General features: G+C 60.2%; 19 protein-coding genes. 3 read left to right on the top strand and 16 right to left on the bottom strand.

The features are described 5' to 3' along the window. Positions 1 to 11: 11 nt before the first annotated feature. The 15 genes from ACP7B7_RS09485 to ACP7B7_RS09415 form a co-directional block, all read right to left on the bottom strand. Positions 12 to 845, bottom strand: a complete 834-nt coding sequence (locus ACP7B7_RS09485; RefSeq protein ID WP_426076514.1) for a hypothetical protein — start codon at positions 843 to 845, stop codon at positions 12 to 14. 2 nt (positions 846 to 847) lie between these two features. Next, the gene (locus ACP7B7_RS09480) at positions 848 to 3,124 is read right to left on the bottom strand and encodes a portal protein (RefSeq protein ID WP_426076513.1); all 2,277 of its coding nucleotides are present in this window, start codon (positions 3,122 to 3,124) and stop codon (positions 848 to 850) included. Continuing rightward, the gene (locus tag ACP7B7_RS09475; RefSeq protein WP_426076512.1) at positions 3,124 to 4,629 is read right to left on the bottom strand and encodes a terminase large subunit domain-containing protein; all 1,506 of its coding nucleotides are present in this window, start codon (positions 4,627 to 4,629) and stop codon (positions 3,124 to 3,126) included. Before ACP7B7_RS09475 ends, ACP7B7_RS09480 begins: the two co-directional genes overlap by 1 nt. Then, positions 4,616 to 5,227 (bottom strand): hypothetical protein, encoded by a 612-nt coding sequence (locus ACP7B7_RS09470; RefSeq protein WP_426076511.1) that lies wholly within the window; start codon positions 5,225 to 5,227, stop codon positions 4,616 to 4,618. The genes ACP7B7_RS09475 and ACP7B7_RS09470 overlap by 14 nt, the downstream gene beginning before the upstream one ends. 183 nt (positions 5,228 to 5,410) lie before the next feature. Beyond that, a complete protein-coding gene (locus tag ACP7B7_RS09465) occupies positions 5,411 to 5,902 on the bottom strand; it encodes a hypothetical protein (protein ID WP_426076510.1) in 492 nt (163 codons plus the stop codon). 119 nt (positions 5,903 to 6,021) lie between these two features. Then, positions 6,022 to 6,273, bottom strand: a complete 252-nt coding sequence (locus tag ACP7B7_RS09460) for a DUF7220 family protein (RefSeq protein WP_314607347.1) — start codon at positions 6,271 to 6,273, stop codon at positions 6,022 to 6,024. Beyond that, positions 6,270 to 6,641 (bottom strand): dATP/dGTP diphosphohydrolase domain-containing protein, encoded by a 372-nt coding sequence (locus tag ACP7B7_RS09455; protein WP_426076509.1) that lies wholly within the window; start codon positions 6,639 to 6,641, stop codon positions 6,270 to 6,272. The genes ACP7B7_RS09460 and ACP7B7_RS09455 overlap by 4 nt, the downstream gene beginning before the upstream one ends. After that, a complete protein-coding gene (locus ACP7B7_RS09450) occupies positions 6,641 to 7,486 on the bottom strand; it encodes a hypothetical protein (protein WP_426076508.1) in 846 nt (281 codons plus the stop codon). The genes ACP7B7_RS09455 and ACP7B7_RS09450 overlap by 1 nt, the downstream gene beginning before the upstream one ends. After that, positions 7,483 to 7,725: a hypothetical protein gene (locus ACP7B7_RS09445; RefSeq protein ID WP_426076507.1), complete on the bottom strand. Its 243-nt coding sequence runs from the start codon at positions 7,723 to 7,725 to the stop codon at positions 7,483 to 7,485. The genes ACP7B7_RS09450 and ACP7B7_RS09445 overlap by 4 nt, the downstream gene beginning before the upstream one ends. Further along, positions 7,722 to 8,237 (bottom strand): hypothetical protein, encoded by a 516-nt coding sequence (locus tag ACP7B7_RS09440; protein WP_426076506.1) that lies wholly within the window; start codon positions 8,235 to 8,237, stop codon positions 7,722 to 7,724. The genes ACP7B7_RS09445 and ACP7B7_RS09440 overlap by 4 nt, the downstream gene beginning before the upstream one ends. Before the next feature lies 1 nt (position 8,238). Beyond that, complete coding sequence (locus ACP7B7_RS09435; protein WP_426076505.1) at positions 8,239 to 9,396, bottom strand: tyrosine-type recombinase/integrase; 1,158 nt, start codon at positions 9,394 to 9,396, stop codon at positions 8,239 to 8,241. Positions 9,397 to 9,426: 30 nt separating this feature from the next. Continuing rightward, positions 9,427 to 10,068 carry a DUF6475 domain-containing protein gene (locus tag ACP7B7_RS09430; RefSeq protein ID WP_426076504.1) on the bottom strand — a complete coding sequence of 214 codons (642 nt, stop codon included), beginning with the start codon at positions 10,066 to 10,068 and terminating at the stop codon, positions 9,427 to 9,429. Further along, complete coding sequence (locus ACP7B7_RS09425) at positions 10,065 to 10,994, bottom strand: hypothetical protein (protein WP_426076503.1); 930 nt, start codon at positions 10,992 to 10,994, stop codon at positions 10,065 to 10,067. The genes ACP7B7_RS09430 and ACP7B7_RS09425 overlap by 4 nt, the downstream gene beginning before the upstream one ends. A 157-nt stretch (positions 10,995 to 11,151) precedes the next feature. Beyond that, a complete protein-coding gene (locus tag ACP7B7_RS09420) occupies positions 11,152 to 11,358 on the bottom strand; it encodes a hypothetical protein (RefSeq protein WP_426076502.1) in 207 nt (68 codons plus the stop codon). 74 nt (positions 11,359 to 11,432) lie between these two features. Next, the gene (locus ACP7B7_RS09415) at positions 11,433 to 11,693 is read right to left on the bottom strand and encodes a hypothetical protein (protein WP_426076501.1); all 261 of its coding nucleotides are present in this window, start codon (positions 11,691 to 11,693) and stop codon (positions 11,433 to 11,435) included. Positions 11,694 to 11,803: 110 nt separating this feature from the next. Between ACP7B7_RS09415 and ACP7B7_RS09410 the strand changes: the two genes are divergently transcribed. Then, on the top strand, positions 11,804 to 12,262 hold the full coding sequence (locus ACP7B7_RS09410; protein ID WP_426076500.1) for a hypothetical protein: 459 nt from the start codon (positions 11,804 to 11,806) through the stop codon (positions 12,260 to 12,262). Between the two features lie 116 nt (positions 12,263 to 12,378). Here ACP7B7_RS09410 and ACP7B7_RS09405 read toward each other — a convergent pair whose 3' ends face one another. Next, positions 12,379 to 12,651: a Cro/CI family transcriptional regulator gene (locus tag ACP7B7_RS09405; protein WP_426076499.1), complete on the bottom strand. Its 273-nt coding sequence runs from the start codon at positions 12,649 to 12,651 to the stop codon at positions 12,379 to 12,381. Positions 12,652 to 12,721: 70 nt separating this feature from the next. Between ACP7B7_RS09405 and ACP7B7_RS09400 the strand changes: the two genes are divergently transcribed. Next, positions 12,722 to 13,420 carry a LexA family transcriptional regulator gene (locus ACP7B7_RS09400; RefSeq protein ID WP_426076498.1) on the top strand — a complete coding sequence of 233 codons (699 nt, stop codon included), beginning with the start codon at positions 12,722 to 12,724 and terminating at the stop codon, positions 13,418 to 13,420. 58 nt (positions 13,421 to 13,478) lie between these two features. Next, a complete protein-coding gene (locus ACP7B7_RS09395) occupies positions 13,479 to 13,949 on the top strand; it encodes a hypothetical protein (RefSeq protein WP_426076497.1) in 471 nt (156 codons plus the stop codon). Positions 13,950 to 14,023: the final 74 nt, after the last annotated feature.

Raw genomic sequence — 14,023 nt, 5'->3', positions numbered from 1 at the left:
ATAGTTCCTGGTTAGGATTTGCTTTTCCGCTGCGCCGCACGGTATTCCGTGTATTGCGCATCGGTCATTTTTGAGGTGTCTTTGGTCGCGGCGATGCCGGCCCCGCCACCACGTGGCGTTTCCAGCGGTGCTGCCGCGCTGCTGGGTTTCGGCTTGCCTGCCTTACCGGCGGCGGAGATCTTGTCTTCGATGCGAGCGATCGCGCGGCCGGCCTGGGTGGGCGACATAGTTGCGATGCGTTCGGCTTCTTCGACGTTGTCCGGGTCGGTGAGGTACTCGATCAGGCCTTTCGGGTTGTCGGATTCGAAGATCGCGTCGGTGGCGGCCTTGGGCGCGCCGCTGCGATCTGCCAAACCGTCGAACACATCGTCCAGATCGGACGCCAAAGTGTTGAACTTTTCGGCACCCCATTCCTTCTCCAGCGAGGTGACAATCCCCTGGCGGCGATCGGCCAGGGCCTGCTGTTGCGTCAGTGCTGGTGCAAGCTGTTTGGCTCGCTCTGCGATATGACGGTCCAGGTCAGCCCGGGTCATCGATACGGGTTCGTCGTCGCTTTCGTCGGTGCGCTGCTGTTGCTGCTGCGATGGCTGTACGGCCGCCATCAGCTCATGCTTCTTGCGTGTCAGGTTGTCCACCCGGCGGCGCAGGCGCTCAATTTCGCGCTGCTCGAAAGTCTTTTCCTTCTTCGGCGGATCGCCGGCAGCGCCACCTTCTTCGCCACCTTCGGCGCCAGTCGTATTTCCAGCGTCATCCTGGTGGTGATCGTGTTCGGCGCCGGTGTGATCGTCGTTATTGGCGCCCGCCGCGGCGTTGTCGCCTTGTGGCAATGCGTTTTCAGTGGTCAAGGTCATGCTCCTGGTTGTGGTTCAGGCAAAGAAAAACCCGCACTTGGCGGGTTCGGTGGGGCCTGCATCGCGGCAGGGTCGTTCGGGTCTGGTAGGCCAGGCGGCGCTTGCGCGTCCATCTGGCCGGGGTCGTTCGGGTCTGGCTCTGGTTGCGCATGCTCCTGCGGCGCCGGCTGCTCGACCGGCGTCGTGGCCGGGTCAATTTGTTGCGGCGCTTCATTCGGCAGCGGCGTCGGGTTGCTCAACATGGCCTCGACGGTTTGCGCCACCATCAGCTGGATTTGTTCCGGCGTCATGGCGGCGCTCGTCAGCTGCAAGCGCTTCGTTTCAGCGTCGTACGCCTTGATGTTAAGTTCGCGTGCCTTGGCTTCGTTTTCCTCGCGCTTGTTGTGCACTTCTTCCATGGCCTCATCGGCCTCGGCCTGCGCGTCGTGCGCATGCTTCAAGGCCTCCTTGAGTGATTCTTCCATTTGCTTCATCTGCTGCATCAGCTGCTCGGGCTTCGGCGTCTTGTTGGCTTCAGGGTCGAGGATGGCTTGCACCGCCGGTGGCGCCATGGCGGTCAGCACCTGCGCCAGCTTGTCGGCGTGCGGAATGTCCAGGTTGCGCGCCCACAGCGGCGCGATCGCGGGTGTCAGGTCCGGGTTGGTGCGCATCACCTCGCCCAGGGCGGTTTGCGCCTGGCTGCGCTGGGTCGAGAACGATGAGCCCACCACCACACGCACGTCGTAGTCGCCGACATTCGGGTTGATGATGATGCCCTCGTCGGTGTCCTGCATCGCCTCGGCCTGCTCAGGGTCGATGGTGATCGTGCCGGGCTTCATGTCGATACCCATGATGCGCTGCTGGCGTTTGGTGTCGATCAGCTTGGCCGACATCTGCACGGTGATACGACCCACCTGGCCCAGCGAGAAAGCGAGGTTCTGCGGGAAGTGGCTCGTGCTGGCCTCACCCTGCTGTTTGCGCGCATCGATGGCCACGCCACTCGATTCGTTGCTGGGCGCACCCAGGTTGGCCTGGTACATGCCGATACTCGCTTCCAGGTCGTGCAGGGCTTCGGCTGCGCCCACCACATGGTTTTGCAGGTTGACCGATACATTCGGCCTTGTCGGCGCAGTAATGGGCTGCCCACGCTCATCGAGATCGTTGTAGGGCAGATAAGCGCGGGAGTCGAGCGAGGCGCGGTCCCACAATGGCTCAAGTCCGGCAATCGCGCGCCGCGATGCGACCCATGGTGCTTTTGGTGCACTGCCCATGTAGGCCAGCTGCTCGCTCTTGTGATAGTTGTAGGCCCGTTGCGGGTTCATGGCGCGGCGCGGGATGCCGCAGTAACGCATGACGCCGTTCTCGACACCCCAATAGCCGTACACCGGCACGATGCCAATCGAATCGGCCGGGTATAGTCCCTCGCTGCCGTCCGTGTTCTTCGGCGCCTCCAGGATGCCGGCGCCGCTCATCGTGCGCCATTTGACGCACTCGTATTTGTCTTTGTAGACGCGGTGCAGGGGAAGCTGCACGCCAGCGGCCTGGCAAGCGGCCCAGTATTCATCCTCGGTGCCGGCCTGATCCTCACCATCGGCACCGGTCCAGATGCTGACGTGTCGCGTTTTCTCTTCCTTATACCACTGCTCGGCCACGATGATCGACTGGCGCTGCCCTTCGCAATGGGCCTGGCGCTCGCCGAAGCTCTTCTTCTCTGCCTTGGCGCCATACTTGCGCTCGAACTCGCGTTCGCTCACAGCGGTCAGCAGGTAACCGAATCCGGCGTCGCTACCGTCGAGCTGCACACTCCACGGGTCGAACACCACACGCAGCGGGTCGGCAATGGCACTGATGCGTGGCTCTTGATAGCCCAGCGCGCGGTCGACATATTCGGGGCGCACCACCAAGTAGCCGACGCCGGTGCGCGCGGCCGAGGTGAGAGCAATGCCGTAGGCGGCCTGGGCGCGGCTGGCGTATTCGATATGGCGCAGCATGCCGTCCAGCTGCTCGGATACCTTCACGTCGGCACCCGAACCGACTGGAACGGTATGGATGGCCGGCGGGCTCTTGGTGACCTGGCCGGCCACGTTTGCCACGTACTGGCCGACGTGGTCCATCACCAGGCATGGCCGCGCGCCACCAGGATCCTGTTCACGCGATCGCTTGACGGCCTCGTCCCACTGCTGCGGGTTCGACGGGTCAGAAAAGCGCAGGTCTTCCTCAATCTGTAAACGCTGCTCGCGAGTCGCGTTCAGCGCGTCCTCGTACAGATCCTGCGCTTCCTGGAATTCGTCCATTAAATTGCCCTTGCTCCTGATGCTGCTGAGTTTGAAAAATCGTACATGGCGCGCTTCGGGCCGCCTTTCACGACGGCAAAGCGGCGCATCATGTAGGCATAACGCGTGGCTGACATCAAGTCATCGTCCAGCTTGACGATCTTGCCGTCCTTGCGGTGGTACATGCGGAACTCTTCGAACCAGTCGTTCAGGTGCGCAAACACCTTGAAACGCCCGGTCAGCATGCGATCCAGCATTTCGATCACGCCAGCCTCGACACCGTTGCCCCCCGTGCCTTCCTCTTTGCCGACGGCTGGCGGGTGTGTTGCCTTGTCCTGCAGCATCAGCAGACCTTGCGCCGCGTACTGATCCTTCAGCGCCTCTCCTGATCCTTTGTCGTGCTGCAGTCCATCGTGTGGCCAGGCCCATGGCAGCCAGTCGCCCCATGGTCGGATGGTGCCAGCAAACATCAGCGGCGTTTGCTCGCGCTGGCGATGTGCTGCGGTGACGTAGATCACATCCTCATCCCGGTCCCAGGCAATGCGCGCAGCGCCGCTCGGGTGGTCCCAGCCGAAGTCGATACCGCCCAGCTGCACCCAATGCGCCGGAATCTCGAACTGGGCCACCTTGAGCGTTTCCTCGTCCACTGGGAAGATTCGGCCCGATCCCAGCGTCGGCGTGCCGTTCGTGCGGGCCTCGCGCTCGTGCGCCGGGTAGCTGGCGATAATCGATGCCCGCTGCTCCGGCGTGTAATGCTCGGCGTCGTGGATGGTCATGGAGGTCACGTTGGTCCCGGCCGGCTTATCGACCACAAAGCGCTTCACGACGTTGGACATGCCGAGAAGCGGGGTAAAGGTAATAAAGGTGATGCCCGACATGCCCTCGGCGCCATTGGAGCCAACGTTGGTACGTGTCAGGCCCTCTGTATATATATCCTCGGGCGGCTCCTCGTCGAACCAGACAAAGTCCAGGCTGGGGCCCTGCCACTTCTCCCGGCCCTTTTCGTAGGCCTTGAACGACACAATCGAGACGCCGCCGCTCATGTGGCGCACCTTGATCGAGTCGACCGCATTGGTCACGCCGTGCGATGCGCGCGAGATGCTGATAATGTCGGCTGCCGGAATGCAACCAGTTCCCCAGTCACCAGGCTGGCCCAGCAAAATGCGCTGCGGATTGTCGCGTGTCGACTCGCTGGTGATGCCTGACGCCCAGCCGATGGTCGGGCGATCCCATCGCTTACCTTCCCACCAGTCCGGATACTTGCCGGTCAGGTGCATGGCCACTTCAAAGCCCGCGCTGTAAGTCTTGCCCAGCTGATTTCCAGCCATCAGCAGCCGCTCGCGCACGCCGTAGATGCCACCCACCGCGTGGAACATCTTCTGTTTCGCGTAGGGCACGTAATCGGCGAGCTTGTTTTCGCTCTTGAGCTTGGCGCGCAGCGTCAGCAGCTCCAGCATCCTACGGCGCTCGGCTGGCGTCAGCCTGGAGAGGTCGAGCCCCGATAAATCTAGTTCAGTGACCGCCATTGCGGGCTTTTCCTACCAGCGCCGCCAGCTCGTCTTCTACCTGGTCCTGCGATTGCGGCGGTTCGTTGCCACCATGGTCGTCCAAGCCGAACGCCTGGCGCTCCAGGCCTACCCATGTTTTCGTGGCGTTGGCCAGGTTGACGGCGATGGTGGAGTGCGAGGCGAGCGACACGGCGCGCAGCATCGCGTTGCGGCGCCGGCCGTCCATGTCGCCCTTGCATTCGGCTTCAATGTCTTCTTCCAGTTCGTCACGATTGCTGGCGGCGTCGAGCAGCTGGCCGGTGAGCAGTTCCACCAGCGCGCTGCCCTTCTTGATCCGGGTGCGATGCGAGCGGACGACATGCACGACAGTGGCCGCAGCCTCCTCGACAATCTCACGCTCGGTTTGCGGGTTCGCAGTGCGAACTTCGCTGCGAACCAGGTCGCTGCGAACCTTCTCGGCGACCTTGGCTGACAGGTCGCGCTGCCAGTCGGCAGCCTTCGCTTTCTTGCGGATCGCGGTGTCAGAAACGTCGTGCGCCTTGCCGATTTCACGGATCGACAGCACGCCGGCGCGAAACTGGCGCTCGATCGACTCCCAGTCCGTTGCGATCTTCATGGCGCCTCAAATAAAAATGCCGCTGTCGCAGGAATGCGGGCAGCGGCGAAAGCCAGGGATGGCGGAGAAAATGGAGTTCAAAACAAAGAAGCCCGCGACCGTAAGGTGGCAGGCATCAATATTTTCAGGCGCAAAAAGCCCCGATGAACGAATCTTACATGATCCTAACGGCGTACGCAACAGTCAGCATGCGACACGCGCCTTGAGGATTTCGTACAGGCTATGCACGGCCTGGTCGAAGACGGTGTCGAACTGGGCGCGCCACACGCCACGGGTATTCAGGCCGAAATGGATCATCACCGCCTCGCGCTGCATCACCGACAACTCCCATACCGCCGTCTGCACCTCGCGCACCAGGCGCTTATTCACCTCGATCTCCATGTCTTCGAAGGAATGGATGCGAGCATCGGGTGCGCCCACGCATTGCCGAGGGGCGCCTTCGGCCAGCGACTCACTGGTCCGCATCCACTCGGCCCAGCGATCGAGCAGCAGCAGTACGTTGTCGTGGTGCTGTTCGATCACCGTGCGCGGGCGTGCCGGCGGCAGCGTCAGCGCGCGCGCTGTGGGTGCTGGCTGCAGCGGTGCGGCCGCAGGCTCAATATAGTCGTCAAATATGACATCGGCCACCGGTGCGCTCTTGCCGGTCCATCCCAGCGTAATTTTTTCTCGTTGCATTTCAATCCCTGTTTGGTGGTGCTGGAAAGTTCTAACCGATGATTCACAATAATCATGAAAGTGAGGAAATATGCGACGTTGCGGGGTGGTCTTCGCCACTTTCCCGCCAACGTTTTCGCTCAATTCCTCTTTATCGCCGTGGCCGCCGCTTGCGCCATCATGTGCAGCTTTGCGTTGAACCAGCGGCGAATGCAGTACGACCGCGCCACGCTGATCACCGTGTAGATCAGGCCCAGCAGCAGGTTATCGCGCGCAGTAATGTGAAAGCCAAACAGCGGGAAGATCAGCATGTTGGCGGTGAAGTTGATGGCGAAGCCGATCACCACATTGATGATGGCCTCGATCAGCGAGCCGAGCCGGGTCTGGTTCATGGTTGCAGCTCCTTCGTCGGGCGGTCGTCACCCTCTTGATAAATGGTTGCATAGAGCGTGAGCATGCGCAGATTGCACATCGCATGCGCCAGGTGAGGCAGGCCCGATTCGGCGTCGCACTCTTCGCCGGCCTGCCATGCCGACATGTGGCGCATCAGGCAGGAAAACGGGATCGACCAGGCCATGCCCTTGGTCCAGTTCCAGGCCGTGTACTTTTCCTTGCCGTAGGCCCATACTCGCGCCTCGTCGGCCATAGTGGTGAGCGGGATCAGCGAATAGTCGGGCTTGCCGTAGTTGAAACGAGCGCCGCTCCCTTTTGCCTGGCTATTTACGTCGCCAACAACGACATGGATATCTCCGCTAGCCATCACGCGCCCGCCTCGCTGGATGCGACTAAGGCGCGGTCGATGCGCTCAATCTCAGCGATCAGTAGCGCAGCCGCTTTTACGCAGTTCTGCCTTGGGTTCGTTGGCTTCCACCAGATATCTGCCCAGGGCCAAGCTGTGGGCGCCCAAGTAGGATCGTTGTGCAGGGCGTAGCATGTTGCAGCCAAAGGAAGTTGCTGGTGAGTGTATTTGTCGTCGCTCTCCACCGACCATCCCTCGCCGACCTGCTGGCGGCGGCGCTCTGCCAGCACATCGGCGGCGGCCGACGTGGAATAGCGCAGCCTTGCCGGCGCGACTTGTGCTGCAGCGAAAATGCGATCCTGGGCTTCGAGCATTAGCTTGAAGTGATCGCCGACGCTGTAGCGCGAATCGAGTATCACTTTGCGAAAACCGTTCACAGCTGCGACAAGCGCAAAATGCGGCGACGGCGACGGCGACAGCACAGGCAGATCACTCGCAGCAGGCTGCACAGCTGCATTCAGTGCGTCGCCCTGCTCGGCCGCAGCTACAGGCCCTGGCCCGCTGGCGTCCGGCATACAAACCACCACGCGGCGCGGATCGACGCGAACCCCGTCTACCATGAATGAATGGCCATATCGCATGGCGTCCCAGTTGGCCAGCCTCGACTGTTCATTCTTTTCATCTTCCGTGAGATGTCCTCGCATACCGGGTGACTCAAGCAGCTGCGGGCACATAACTAAGATATCGCCCGCAACGCGCCAGGCCGTGGCGTGGTCAAGAACGGTCGTCGTTGCGAGGTGCTGACCGATCGATGCGCGCATTGCGGCGCCCATTGTGTTGTTGCGCAGATCCGCGTTGTTGGTCATTCTGCTTGCTCCAAAAAAGTGATTTCGCTGGGCTGGCGCGGTGTCGCGTCGCCCATCAGGTAAATAATTGTCGAGATCCCGCCGCCCAGCACTTGGGGATACATGCTGTGCAGGTGGTGCTGCCGGCCGGCGAACAGCACGGGCTGGCATGTGTAGAGCGCGCGCAGCAAGGCGCGATCGCGCTTGTACGCCGCCTCGGCCGGGGTCTCCGGCGCCGGCGCTGGACTGCGGCTGCTCATGGCACTGGCGCCGCCGGTGGCGCGCGGCGAACCCAGCAGCAGGCCGGCCCATCCTCGGTGTCGCTGATCGCCAGCAAGAACCAGTCGGCGCCCGCTGGCGGCTCAGGTTCCCACGCGCTGAAGTCGCAATTCGCATCTTCGAATACCGCCTTGTAGGCCGGATGATCCTCCGGCTCGTCGCCGAGTTCCGCCCGGCTCAGTTCCAGGCCTTGCGCCAGCAGCCAAGCTTTGAACTTTTCTCCGTCACCGTCATCAAAAGGCGGCATGTCCGGATGCCACCAGTTGCCGGTTTCGTCGCGCAATACAGGCGCGGCCTGGATATGCGCCACATCGAGGCCGAGCCAGCGCAGGCTCCCACCAGCAGCGTGCGCCGGTGTCGCCGCCAATTCTTCGAGCAGCGGCGCCAGCGCACCGCGCAGCCGCTCGCGCAACTGATCGGTGTCGTGAAATTTAAGGGCGATGTCGCGCAAGTCGTTCACCACTTCGCGCAGAACGTGATCTTGAGGTTTCAATTTATTCTCCTGGGGTTGGTGCTGCTGGCGTCGAATCGGCGCCCGAACTGCCATCAACTGATGACTGATGATAATCATCAACATGTCTATCCATGCGGGTTTGCGGGGTGGCGCTCGCCACTTTCTCGCCACGCCCGAAACCGATTTTCTCGGCGATATCGTTCTGCGCCTGCGCCGCCGTGTCCCGGTTTTTCTCCAGGTAGGCCATGGTGGTCATCGGGCTCTTGTGCCGCATTACCGCCTGGATGGTCTGGATCGGCACGCCCTGCTCCGACAGCATGGTGGCGAACGTGCCGCGCAGCCTGTGCGGTGTGATGCCCTTGATCTTGCAGGCCAGGTTGGCGGACTTCATGGCCTTGCGCGCGAAGCCGGGCGGGTGCTGCTGGGCGCCGCCGCGCTTGCCGGCGATCAGGCCTTCCACCTGGCGGTGCGGCGCCAGCTGCTCGATCAGCCAGGCCGGTACCGGCACCGGCTCTGCCTCGCGGCCCTTGGTGATGCCGGGCGTGTAGGTGGCGCGCTGCCAGTCAAGCCATTCCCAGCGCGCGCCGGCCGCTTCGGATTCGCGCAGGCCCAGGCCGAACATCAGGCGAATGGCCGTGGCCACCGACGGGTCGGCGCGCGTCACCTGGTCGACCGCGGCGAACCACTCGGCCACCGCCGCAATCGGCAGGATCGAGCGCGGGCGCTTCTGCACCTTCAGCATGCGTACCTGCCACGGGATCGCGCGGATGATCTCGCGCTTCACGGCCCAGTTGGCGATCAGCTTGAGCACGCGCAGCCAGTGGTTCGCGCTGGCCTTGGCGTGGTCGACCAGGTGCAGGTTGCGGGCCTGCTCGACGAGGCTGGTGGTGATCTGGTTCAGCGGCAGGCCGCCCAGGTCGTAGAAGTGCAGCCGAGCGGTGGTCTCGACGCTGCGCTGGTGCGCGGCGCTGCTGATCGGGCCATTCACCTCCAGCCACTCCTGCGCCATAGCCGCCAGCGTCGGCACCACCTTGCCGCCGTTGGTCAGGGTCAACGCCTCGTCGTACGCGCGCTGCGCCACCACGCCGGCTTTCGCCTTGATGCTCTCGCGGGTGCTGCGCTGCACGCGCGCGCCAGCGATCTGGAAACGGTAGTGGTAATTCTTGGCCTTGCCGGTGCGGAATAAGTGAAAAGTCATAGATTTCCTGTTGGTCTGGTTTTCGTCGCCTTAGCCAGCAAGGCGCGGCGCGCTGGCCGGTGCGGCCAGCTGGCCGGCCGACGTCATGGCGATCAGCGGCTGCATGCTGCCGGCCAGCATCACCTGCTGGGCCTTGGTAGCATCGCCGATCAAAATCGGGGGCTGGCTCTTGAATCCAGCGTTGCTATTGCCCGATTCGACAATGCCGATCAGAGTGGGCGGATATTCGGGAATCTCACTGCGAGCGCGATAGCCGCGGTAGCGCGTCACAAATTCATTTTTCAGGAACGGCCACTCTTTTTCCTCTTTCATGCCGAGCGCCACCCATCCGCCCATTTCGGTCAGCACGCGATGGATCAGCGGATCATCGAACACCACCGAGACGTGCGTGCCGGCATAGCGCACGGCGCGGTCGACCTTGGCCCACGCCGCTAGGGCCGTGTCAGCAGTCGAGCCCTGCAGCATGCGCACAATGTCGGCAGGCATCGGCGCGAACTGGCCATTGTCGGGATTGACGCAGTGTCGATTGAGCGCATCAGTAACGGCCGCAAAGTCGTAGACCTGCATCGCCTGCCACCAGATGTTGCCAACAAACGGTGAAAAGTCCCGGCGGTAGAACGCATGCACGTCGGCGATCAGCGCGAAAAACTGTTTTCGGTCCTTGTCAATCATGACGGCTCTCCAGCAAGCTCGGCAGCTATGGCCCGGTTCTTCGCTTCAAGCGATTGCTGGCGATTTGGCACCTCGCCCTTGCGCGTTTGCGCCATCTTTTTCATGAACGACGCGGGGTCGGCCGGCCTGGCGATTACGGCCTCGCGTACCACTTCGACCACGATGGCGTCGCCGTAGTCTTTGCACAGCTTGCCAACGAAACTGCCGCACTGCGAGCCGGGCATGCCGGCATTGATCAGCAGCGACTTGCCGACCGACCAGATTTCATCCTTGGTCATGTCGGTGGGCGACTTGGCCGGCGGAACGCCCGTACCGCCAGGTACGGAATATATTCCCTGTCCCTGTCCCTCTCCCTTTCCTTTTCCCTCTCTCTTTCTCTTGGATTCAGCGACAGACTCTGTGGTGGACTCTGTGACAGACTGCAATTCCTTCTGTGACAGATGTTGAGACAGTTCTTGCAGCACAGTCTGTATGCTCGTTTCCATACCAGCAATGTCAAGCATGTCACTCGACTTGGACAGACGGGAAAGCAGCGCACCAAGCCGCGCCTTGGCCGTCTTGGCGCGCTGCGCCTTCTTGCCGGCCAGCGCCTCGGCAGCAGCGGCGGCCACCACGGGATGGTAAAACCGGCCATCGGAACATTTCACCCAGCCGTATAGCGCCTGTTCCTTGATCTTGCGGAAGCCCTTGACGTCCTTCGCCAGTTCGGCCAAGCGCGTCAGCGAGATATCGTCGTCGGGCAATGATCCCGACGGCACCTGGTGAAAGCTCTTGAGCCATAACGTCACACCAGCGCGCCACGCCGCGTCGCTGACGCGCGCGTGAAACTCCGAATTGAACAGGCGCTGTATATAGATCGGCATGAACGGGAATTCGCGCAGGTCGCAATCAGGTGGTGATAGTGGTGCAGGCAATGAATCAGCCATCACGCCCCTCACCGTCGTTGTTCAAAATCATGTCCAGCCTTCCATCCAGCCGTGAATGGGGACGGGGCGTGACCGGCGGGCTGGAATCGCCATGTCGCAGCTGCGCAGCCGCTGCCCCGTTTGAAACTGTTGCCAGCGGGTCGCTGGCTTTGTCTTGCTATGGCGGCTTATCCGACTTCGCCATCAATACGTCGGCCGCGCCGCGCAGGATCACCAGATTCTGGTGGTTGCGCTTACCGGCCCCGCGCCTGGCCGGGTCGCCCGGCGGGCCGCGTTGCGCCATCAGCGCGCGGTCGCTCTGGCGCCATACGCAGGCGGCCTGGATCAGGTGCTCTTCCGGCGTCAGCTTGGTCGCTTCGTCCATGTGCTGCCTCCTCGTTCGGTACCGGCACTGGCCGGCTTCTTGGTCTGATTTCGTACATATCGGCCTCTACTCCGTTAAACCCGCATGTGCATTTTGGGAACCACACCGAAGCTCGGGCGGCACGGCAGCAACTGGGACCTACGCTTGCCGCCACTGGGCCCTTCACGGTGGCCGATCGGCGCGCGATGATGTTGGTTCTGTCGAGCCCAGTGCAGCAGGGTCGTGCGGGCCTGGTCGCTGCGCGTGACGCCGGCAGCGGCGCAGGCCTGCAAGATCGTTTTTTCCTCATCGGGGTCGAGGTAGGTCTTCAACAGCTTGGTGCGGGTGGTGCTCATGGTTTTTCCTGGTAAAAGTGAATCGGAACTACGGGTACTGCAAATGGGCGGGAGCCGCCAGCGTGTAAAATTGTTATTTCCACACAACAACTATGCACAAGGCGACTCCCATGGAATCTACGGAGCAAATTCACGACATCCTCACTGAACTCAAAAAAATGAGACTAAAGCGCAGTGACGAAAGTCAGTTTTCATCAAAGGCCGCCTTTCAGGAATGGGCCGATGTGGTCGATGCACTTTTAGCCAACTACCCCGATGTGAGAAATACATTCCGGGCAAAAGTTGACCGGGTTGAATCCTGCTATCGACTACGTATTCCTGCGGCAGATGCCGAAAACGACGCTATCGGGGTACTCAACAAACATGTGCTGGCGTTGGATCTAAACCCAGTAGTGCAAAGCGATGTGGCCAAGCAGCCCGCCGGCAACCATGCAAATAAACATGCCGGCGGGCTGCGCGATGTTCCGCCGCCAACTGCATATCCCTGGTTCCAGCGGCCAGTTGGCTACGTCTTGTTGTCGGCTGTTGCGGGCCTGCTGGCGACATACATCGCAACGAAATTTGGGTGACTTGCCCAGGACGCCAGCGGCATAGGGACCACCCTCCACCTTGATCAGCACGCCGAACAGCTTGGCGACCAGGTGGACGGGGAGCATGCGCCAGCGCGCGTGTGATGGGATGTCGCTCATGGGGTCGCTTTCGGGGTGGTGGGCAGCACGATGCTGTGGCCTGGGATGGTGTCCAGGATGTTGGTCGGGGATGGGGGTTGGCGGCCGGGGTGGCCATTCAGCACAGGCGGTGCGGCAAAAATATCAGGCCGGGCCAAAGTCAAAAACATCAAACGCGCGCGTGGAATTCCAGAGCGAATCCATTGCGAGACTGCGCTGGGAGTCACGTTACAAAGGGCCGCCGCCTTGGCCGTGCCGCCTAAGCGAGTGATGATTTCTTGAGTATCCATCCCGATACTTTAGCGTACTAAAGTATTTCGCACAAGCACGTTAAAGCAAAAATAATTTAGACTGCTAAATATGAATACTCTTGCAACAAGACTGGCTGAAGTGATGGCCGAACTAAAAATCACGAAGAGCAAGGACTTCGCCGTTTTTTGCGGCGTGTCGGATGGTCTCGTAACGCAGTGGTTTAGCGGTCAGACTAAGCTTGGTCCGAAGCCACTAAAAGCCTTGGCTCGAACACGCTTCAGTCTGGACTGGATCGTGGAAGGGAAGTTGCCGAAATATCGTCAACAGATGCCTGAAGGCTTGCCAAATGCCAATGACCGTAATCAGGAAGACAATTCTGATATTATCGAAATTCCACAATACAGGGATATCGGAGGGGGGATGGGCAATGGTGTAATGCTGCGCGACCAGCCCGGCGCTATTCAAGGTTGGCGCGTCACGCCAGAGTGGGTTGCAAAAAATATAAAAAGTCATAGCGGCTCTGGAAATCTGTGCATTGTTACCGGATTTGGAAATTCAATGCAGCCACTTTACAATCCGGGCGATCCTTTAATAATTGATCGTGGTATTAATAGTGTTGATTCCGACGCGACTTATTTTTTTCGGGTAGGCGACGAAGGTTTTATTAAAATTCTGCAAAGAATACCCGGCGAGGGAATTCGTGTGATATCCAAGAATAAAGATTACGAAACTTGGACAATTAAGCCAGGAATGGATTTTGAGGTGTTTGGCCAAGTCCTCAAGGCATGGTGCGGCACAGATGTATAGTTGCGCGATGGAAATTTTCTTGGTTGCATAAAATAAAACTTAAAGAGGTAAATTTTGCATGGCCTTCCTTTTGGTTATTCTCATTGTTGTTGCATATTATGCAGGTCGTCCAAAACAAGATTTTTACTTAATAGAGGTTCGGTATTGGAGTACTCAATTACTTAAGCCACATGCTAGAAATTATATCGGATATAGCAAGAAATACCAGAAAAAGACTACGCTGAAAATTTACAGCAAGGGAAAAAGTCATGTCGTGCTAATGCATTCAAACCAAGGAATGATTAAGATAGAGCAGTTTGTATTCTCATCTCTCCCGGCAGCTCAAATTTATTTTGAGTCACTTAAGCCGCGCGCAACAAATCCGGCTGTTGAGATGTACTTATGGCGAACGGTCGCAAGATCACGCAATCAAGCATTTATCCTTCCCCCATCCCCATATGTTGGCAGAGGGACGGTTCTGCTCTGCAGTCACCGCCATAACTTTGTCGAGGAGCCCCCGCAATTTGGAGCTGAGTTTTCTAGAGTGTAGTCATCTGCGCATCCACAGCGAACCCCTCCCCCTTCAGCCCGCACCAAGCGGGTTTTTTTGCGCGATGAAAATTC

Source organism: Janthinobacterium sp. PSPC3-1 (assembly GCF_049896105.1).
Taxonomy (GTDB): domain Bacteria; phylum Pseudomonadota; class Gammaproteobacteria; order Burkholderiales; family Burkholderiaceae_D; genus Janthinobacterium.
Note: the sequence above shows the minus strand (reverse complement) of the source record. Positions and strands in the feature narration are given on the sequence as shown.

Excerpts from the sequence above, each read along its gene's own strand:
- ACP7B7_RS09480 (WP_426076513.1), bottom strand. The coding sequence starts at position 3,124 with ATGGACGAATTCCAGGAAGCGCAGGATCTGTACGAGGACGCGCTGAAC.
- ACP7B7_RS09475 (WP_426076512.1), bottom strand. The coding sequence starts at position 4,629 with ATGGCGGTCACTGAACTAGATTTATCGGGGCTCGACCTCTCCAGGCTG.
- ACP7B7_RS09470 (WP_426076511.1), bottom strand. The coding sequence starts at position 5,227 with ATGAAGATCGCAACGGACTGGGAGTCGATCGAGCGCCAGTTTCGCGCC.
- ACP7B7_RS09465 (WP_426076510.1), bottom strand. The coding sequence starts at position 5,902 with ATGCAACGAGAAAAAATTACGCTGGGATGGACCGGCAAGAGCGCACCG.
- ACP7B7_RS09460 (WP_314607347.1), bottom strand. The coding sequence starts at position 6,273 with ATGAACCAGACCCGGCTCGGCTCGCTGATCGAGGCCATCATCAATGTG.
- ACP7B7_RS09455 (WP_426076509.1), bottom strand. The coding sequence starts at position 6,641 with ATGGCTAGCGGAGATATCCATGTCGTTGTTGGCGACGTAAATAGCCAG.
- ACP7B7_RS09450 (WP_426076508.1), bottom strand. The coding sequence starts at position 7,486 with ATGACCAACAACGCGGATCTGCGCAACAACACAATGGGCGCCGCAATG.
- ACP7B7_RS09445 (WP_426076507.1), bottom strand. The coding sequence starts at position 7,725 with ATGAGCAGCCGCAGTCCAGCGCCGGCGCCGGAGACCCCGGCCGAGGCG.
- ACP7B7_RS09435 (WP_426076505.1), bottom strand. The coding sequence starts at position 9,396 with ATGACTTTTCACTTATTCCGCACCGGCAAGGCCAAGAATTACCACTAC.
- ACP7B7_RS09430 (WP_426076504.1), bottom strand. The coding sequence starts at position 10,068 with ATGATTGACAAGGACCGAAAACAGTTTTTCGCGCTGATCGCCGACGTG.
- ACP7B7_RS09425 (WP_426076503.1), bottom strand. The coding sequence starts at position 10,994 with ATGGCTGATTCATTGCCTGCACCACTATCACCACCTGATTGCGACCTG.
- ACP7B7_RS09420 (WP_426076502.1), bottom strand. The coding sequence starts at position 11,358 with ATGGACGAAGCGACCAAGCTGACGCCGGAAGAGCACCTGATCCAGGCC.
- ACP7B7_RS09415 (WP_426076501.1), bottom strand. The coding sequence starts at position 11,693 with ATGAGCACCACCCGCACCAAGCTGTTGAAGACCTACCTCGACCCCGAT.
- ACP7B7_RS09410 (WP_426076500.1), top strand. The coding sequence starts at position 11,804 with ATGGAATCTACGGAGCAAATTCACGACATCCTCACTGAACTCAAAAAA.
- ACP7B7_RS09405 (WP_426076499.1), bottom strand. The coding sequence starts at position 12,651 with ATGGATACTCAAGAAATCATCACTCGCTTAGGCGGCACGGCCAAGGCG.
- ACP7B7_RS09400 (WP_426076498.1), top strand. The coding sequence starts at position 12,722 with ATGAATACTCTTGCAACAAGACTGGCTGAAGTGATGGCCGAACTAAAA.
- ACP7B7_RS09395 (WP_426076497.1), top strand. The coding sequence starts at position 13,479 with ATGGCCTTCCTTTTGGTTATTCTCATTGTTGTTGCATATTATGCAGGT.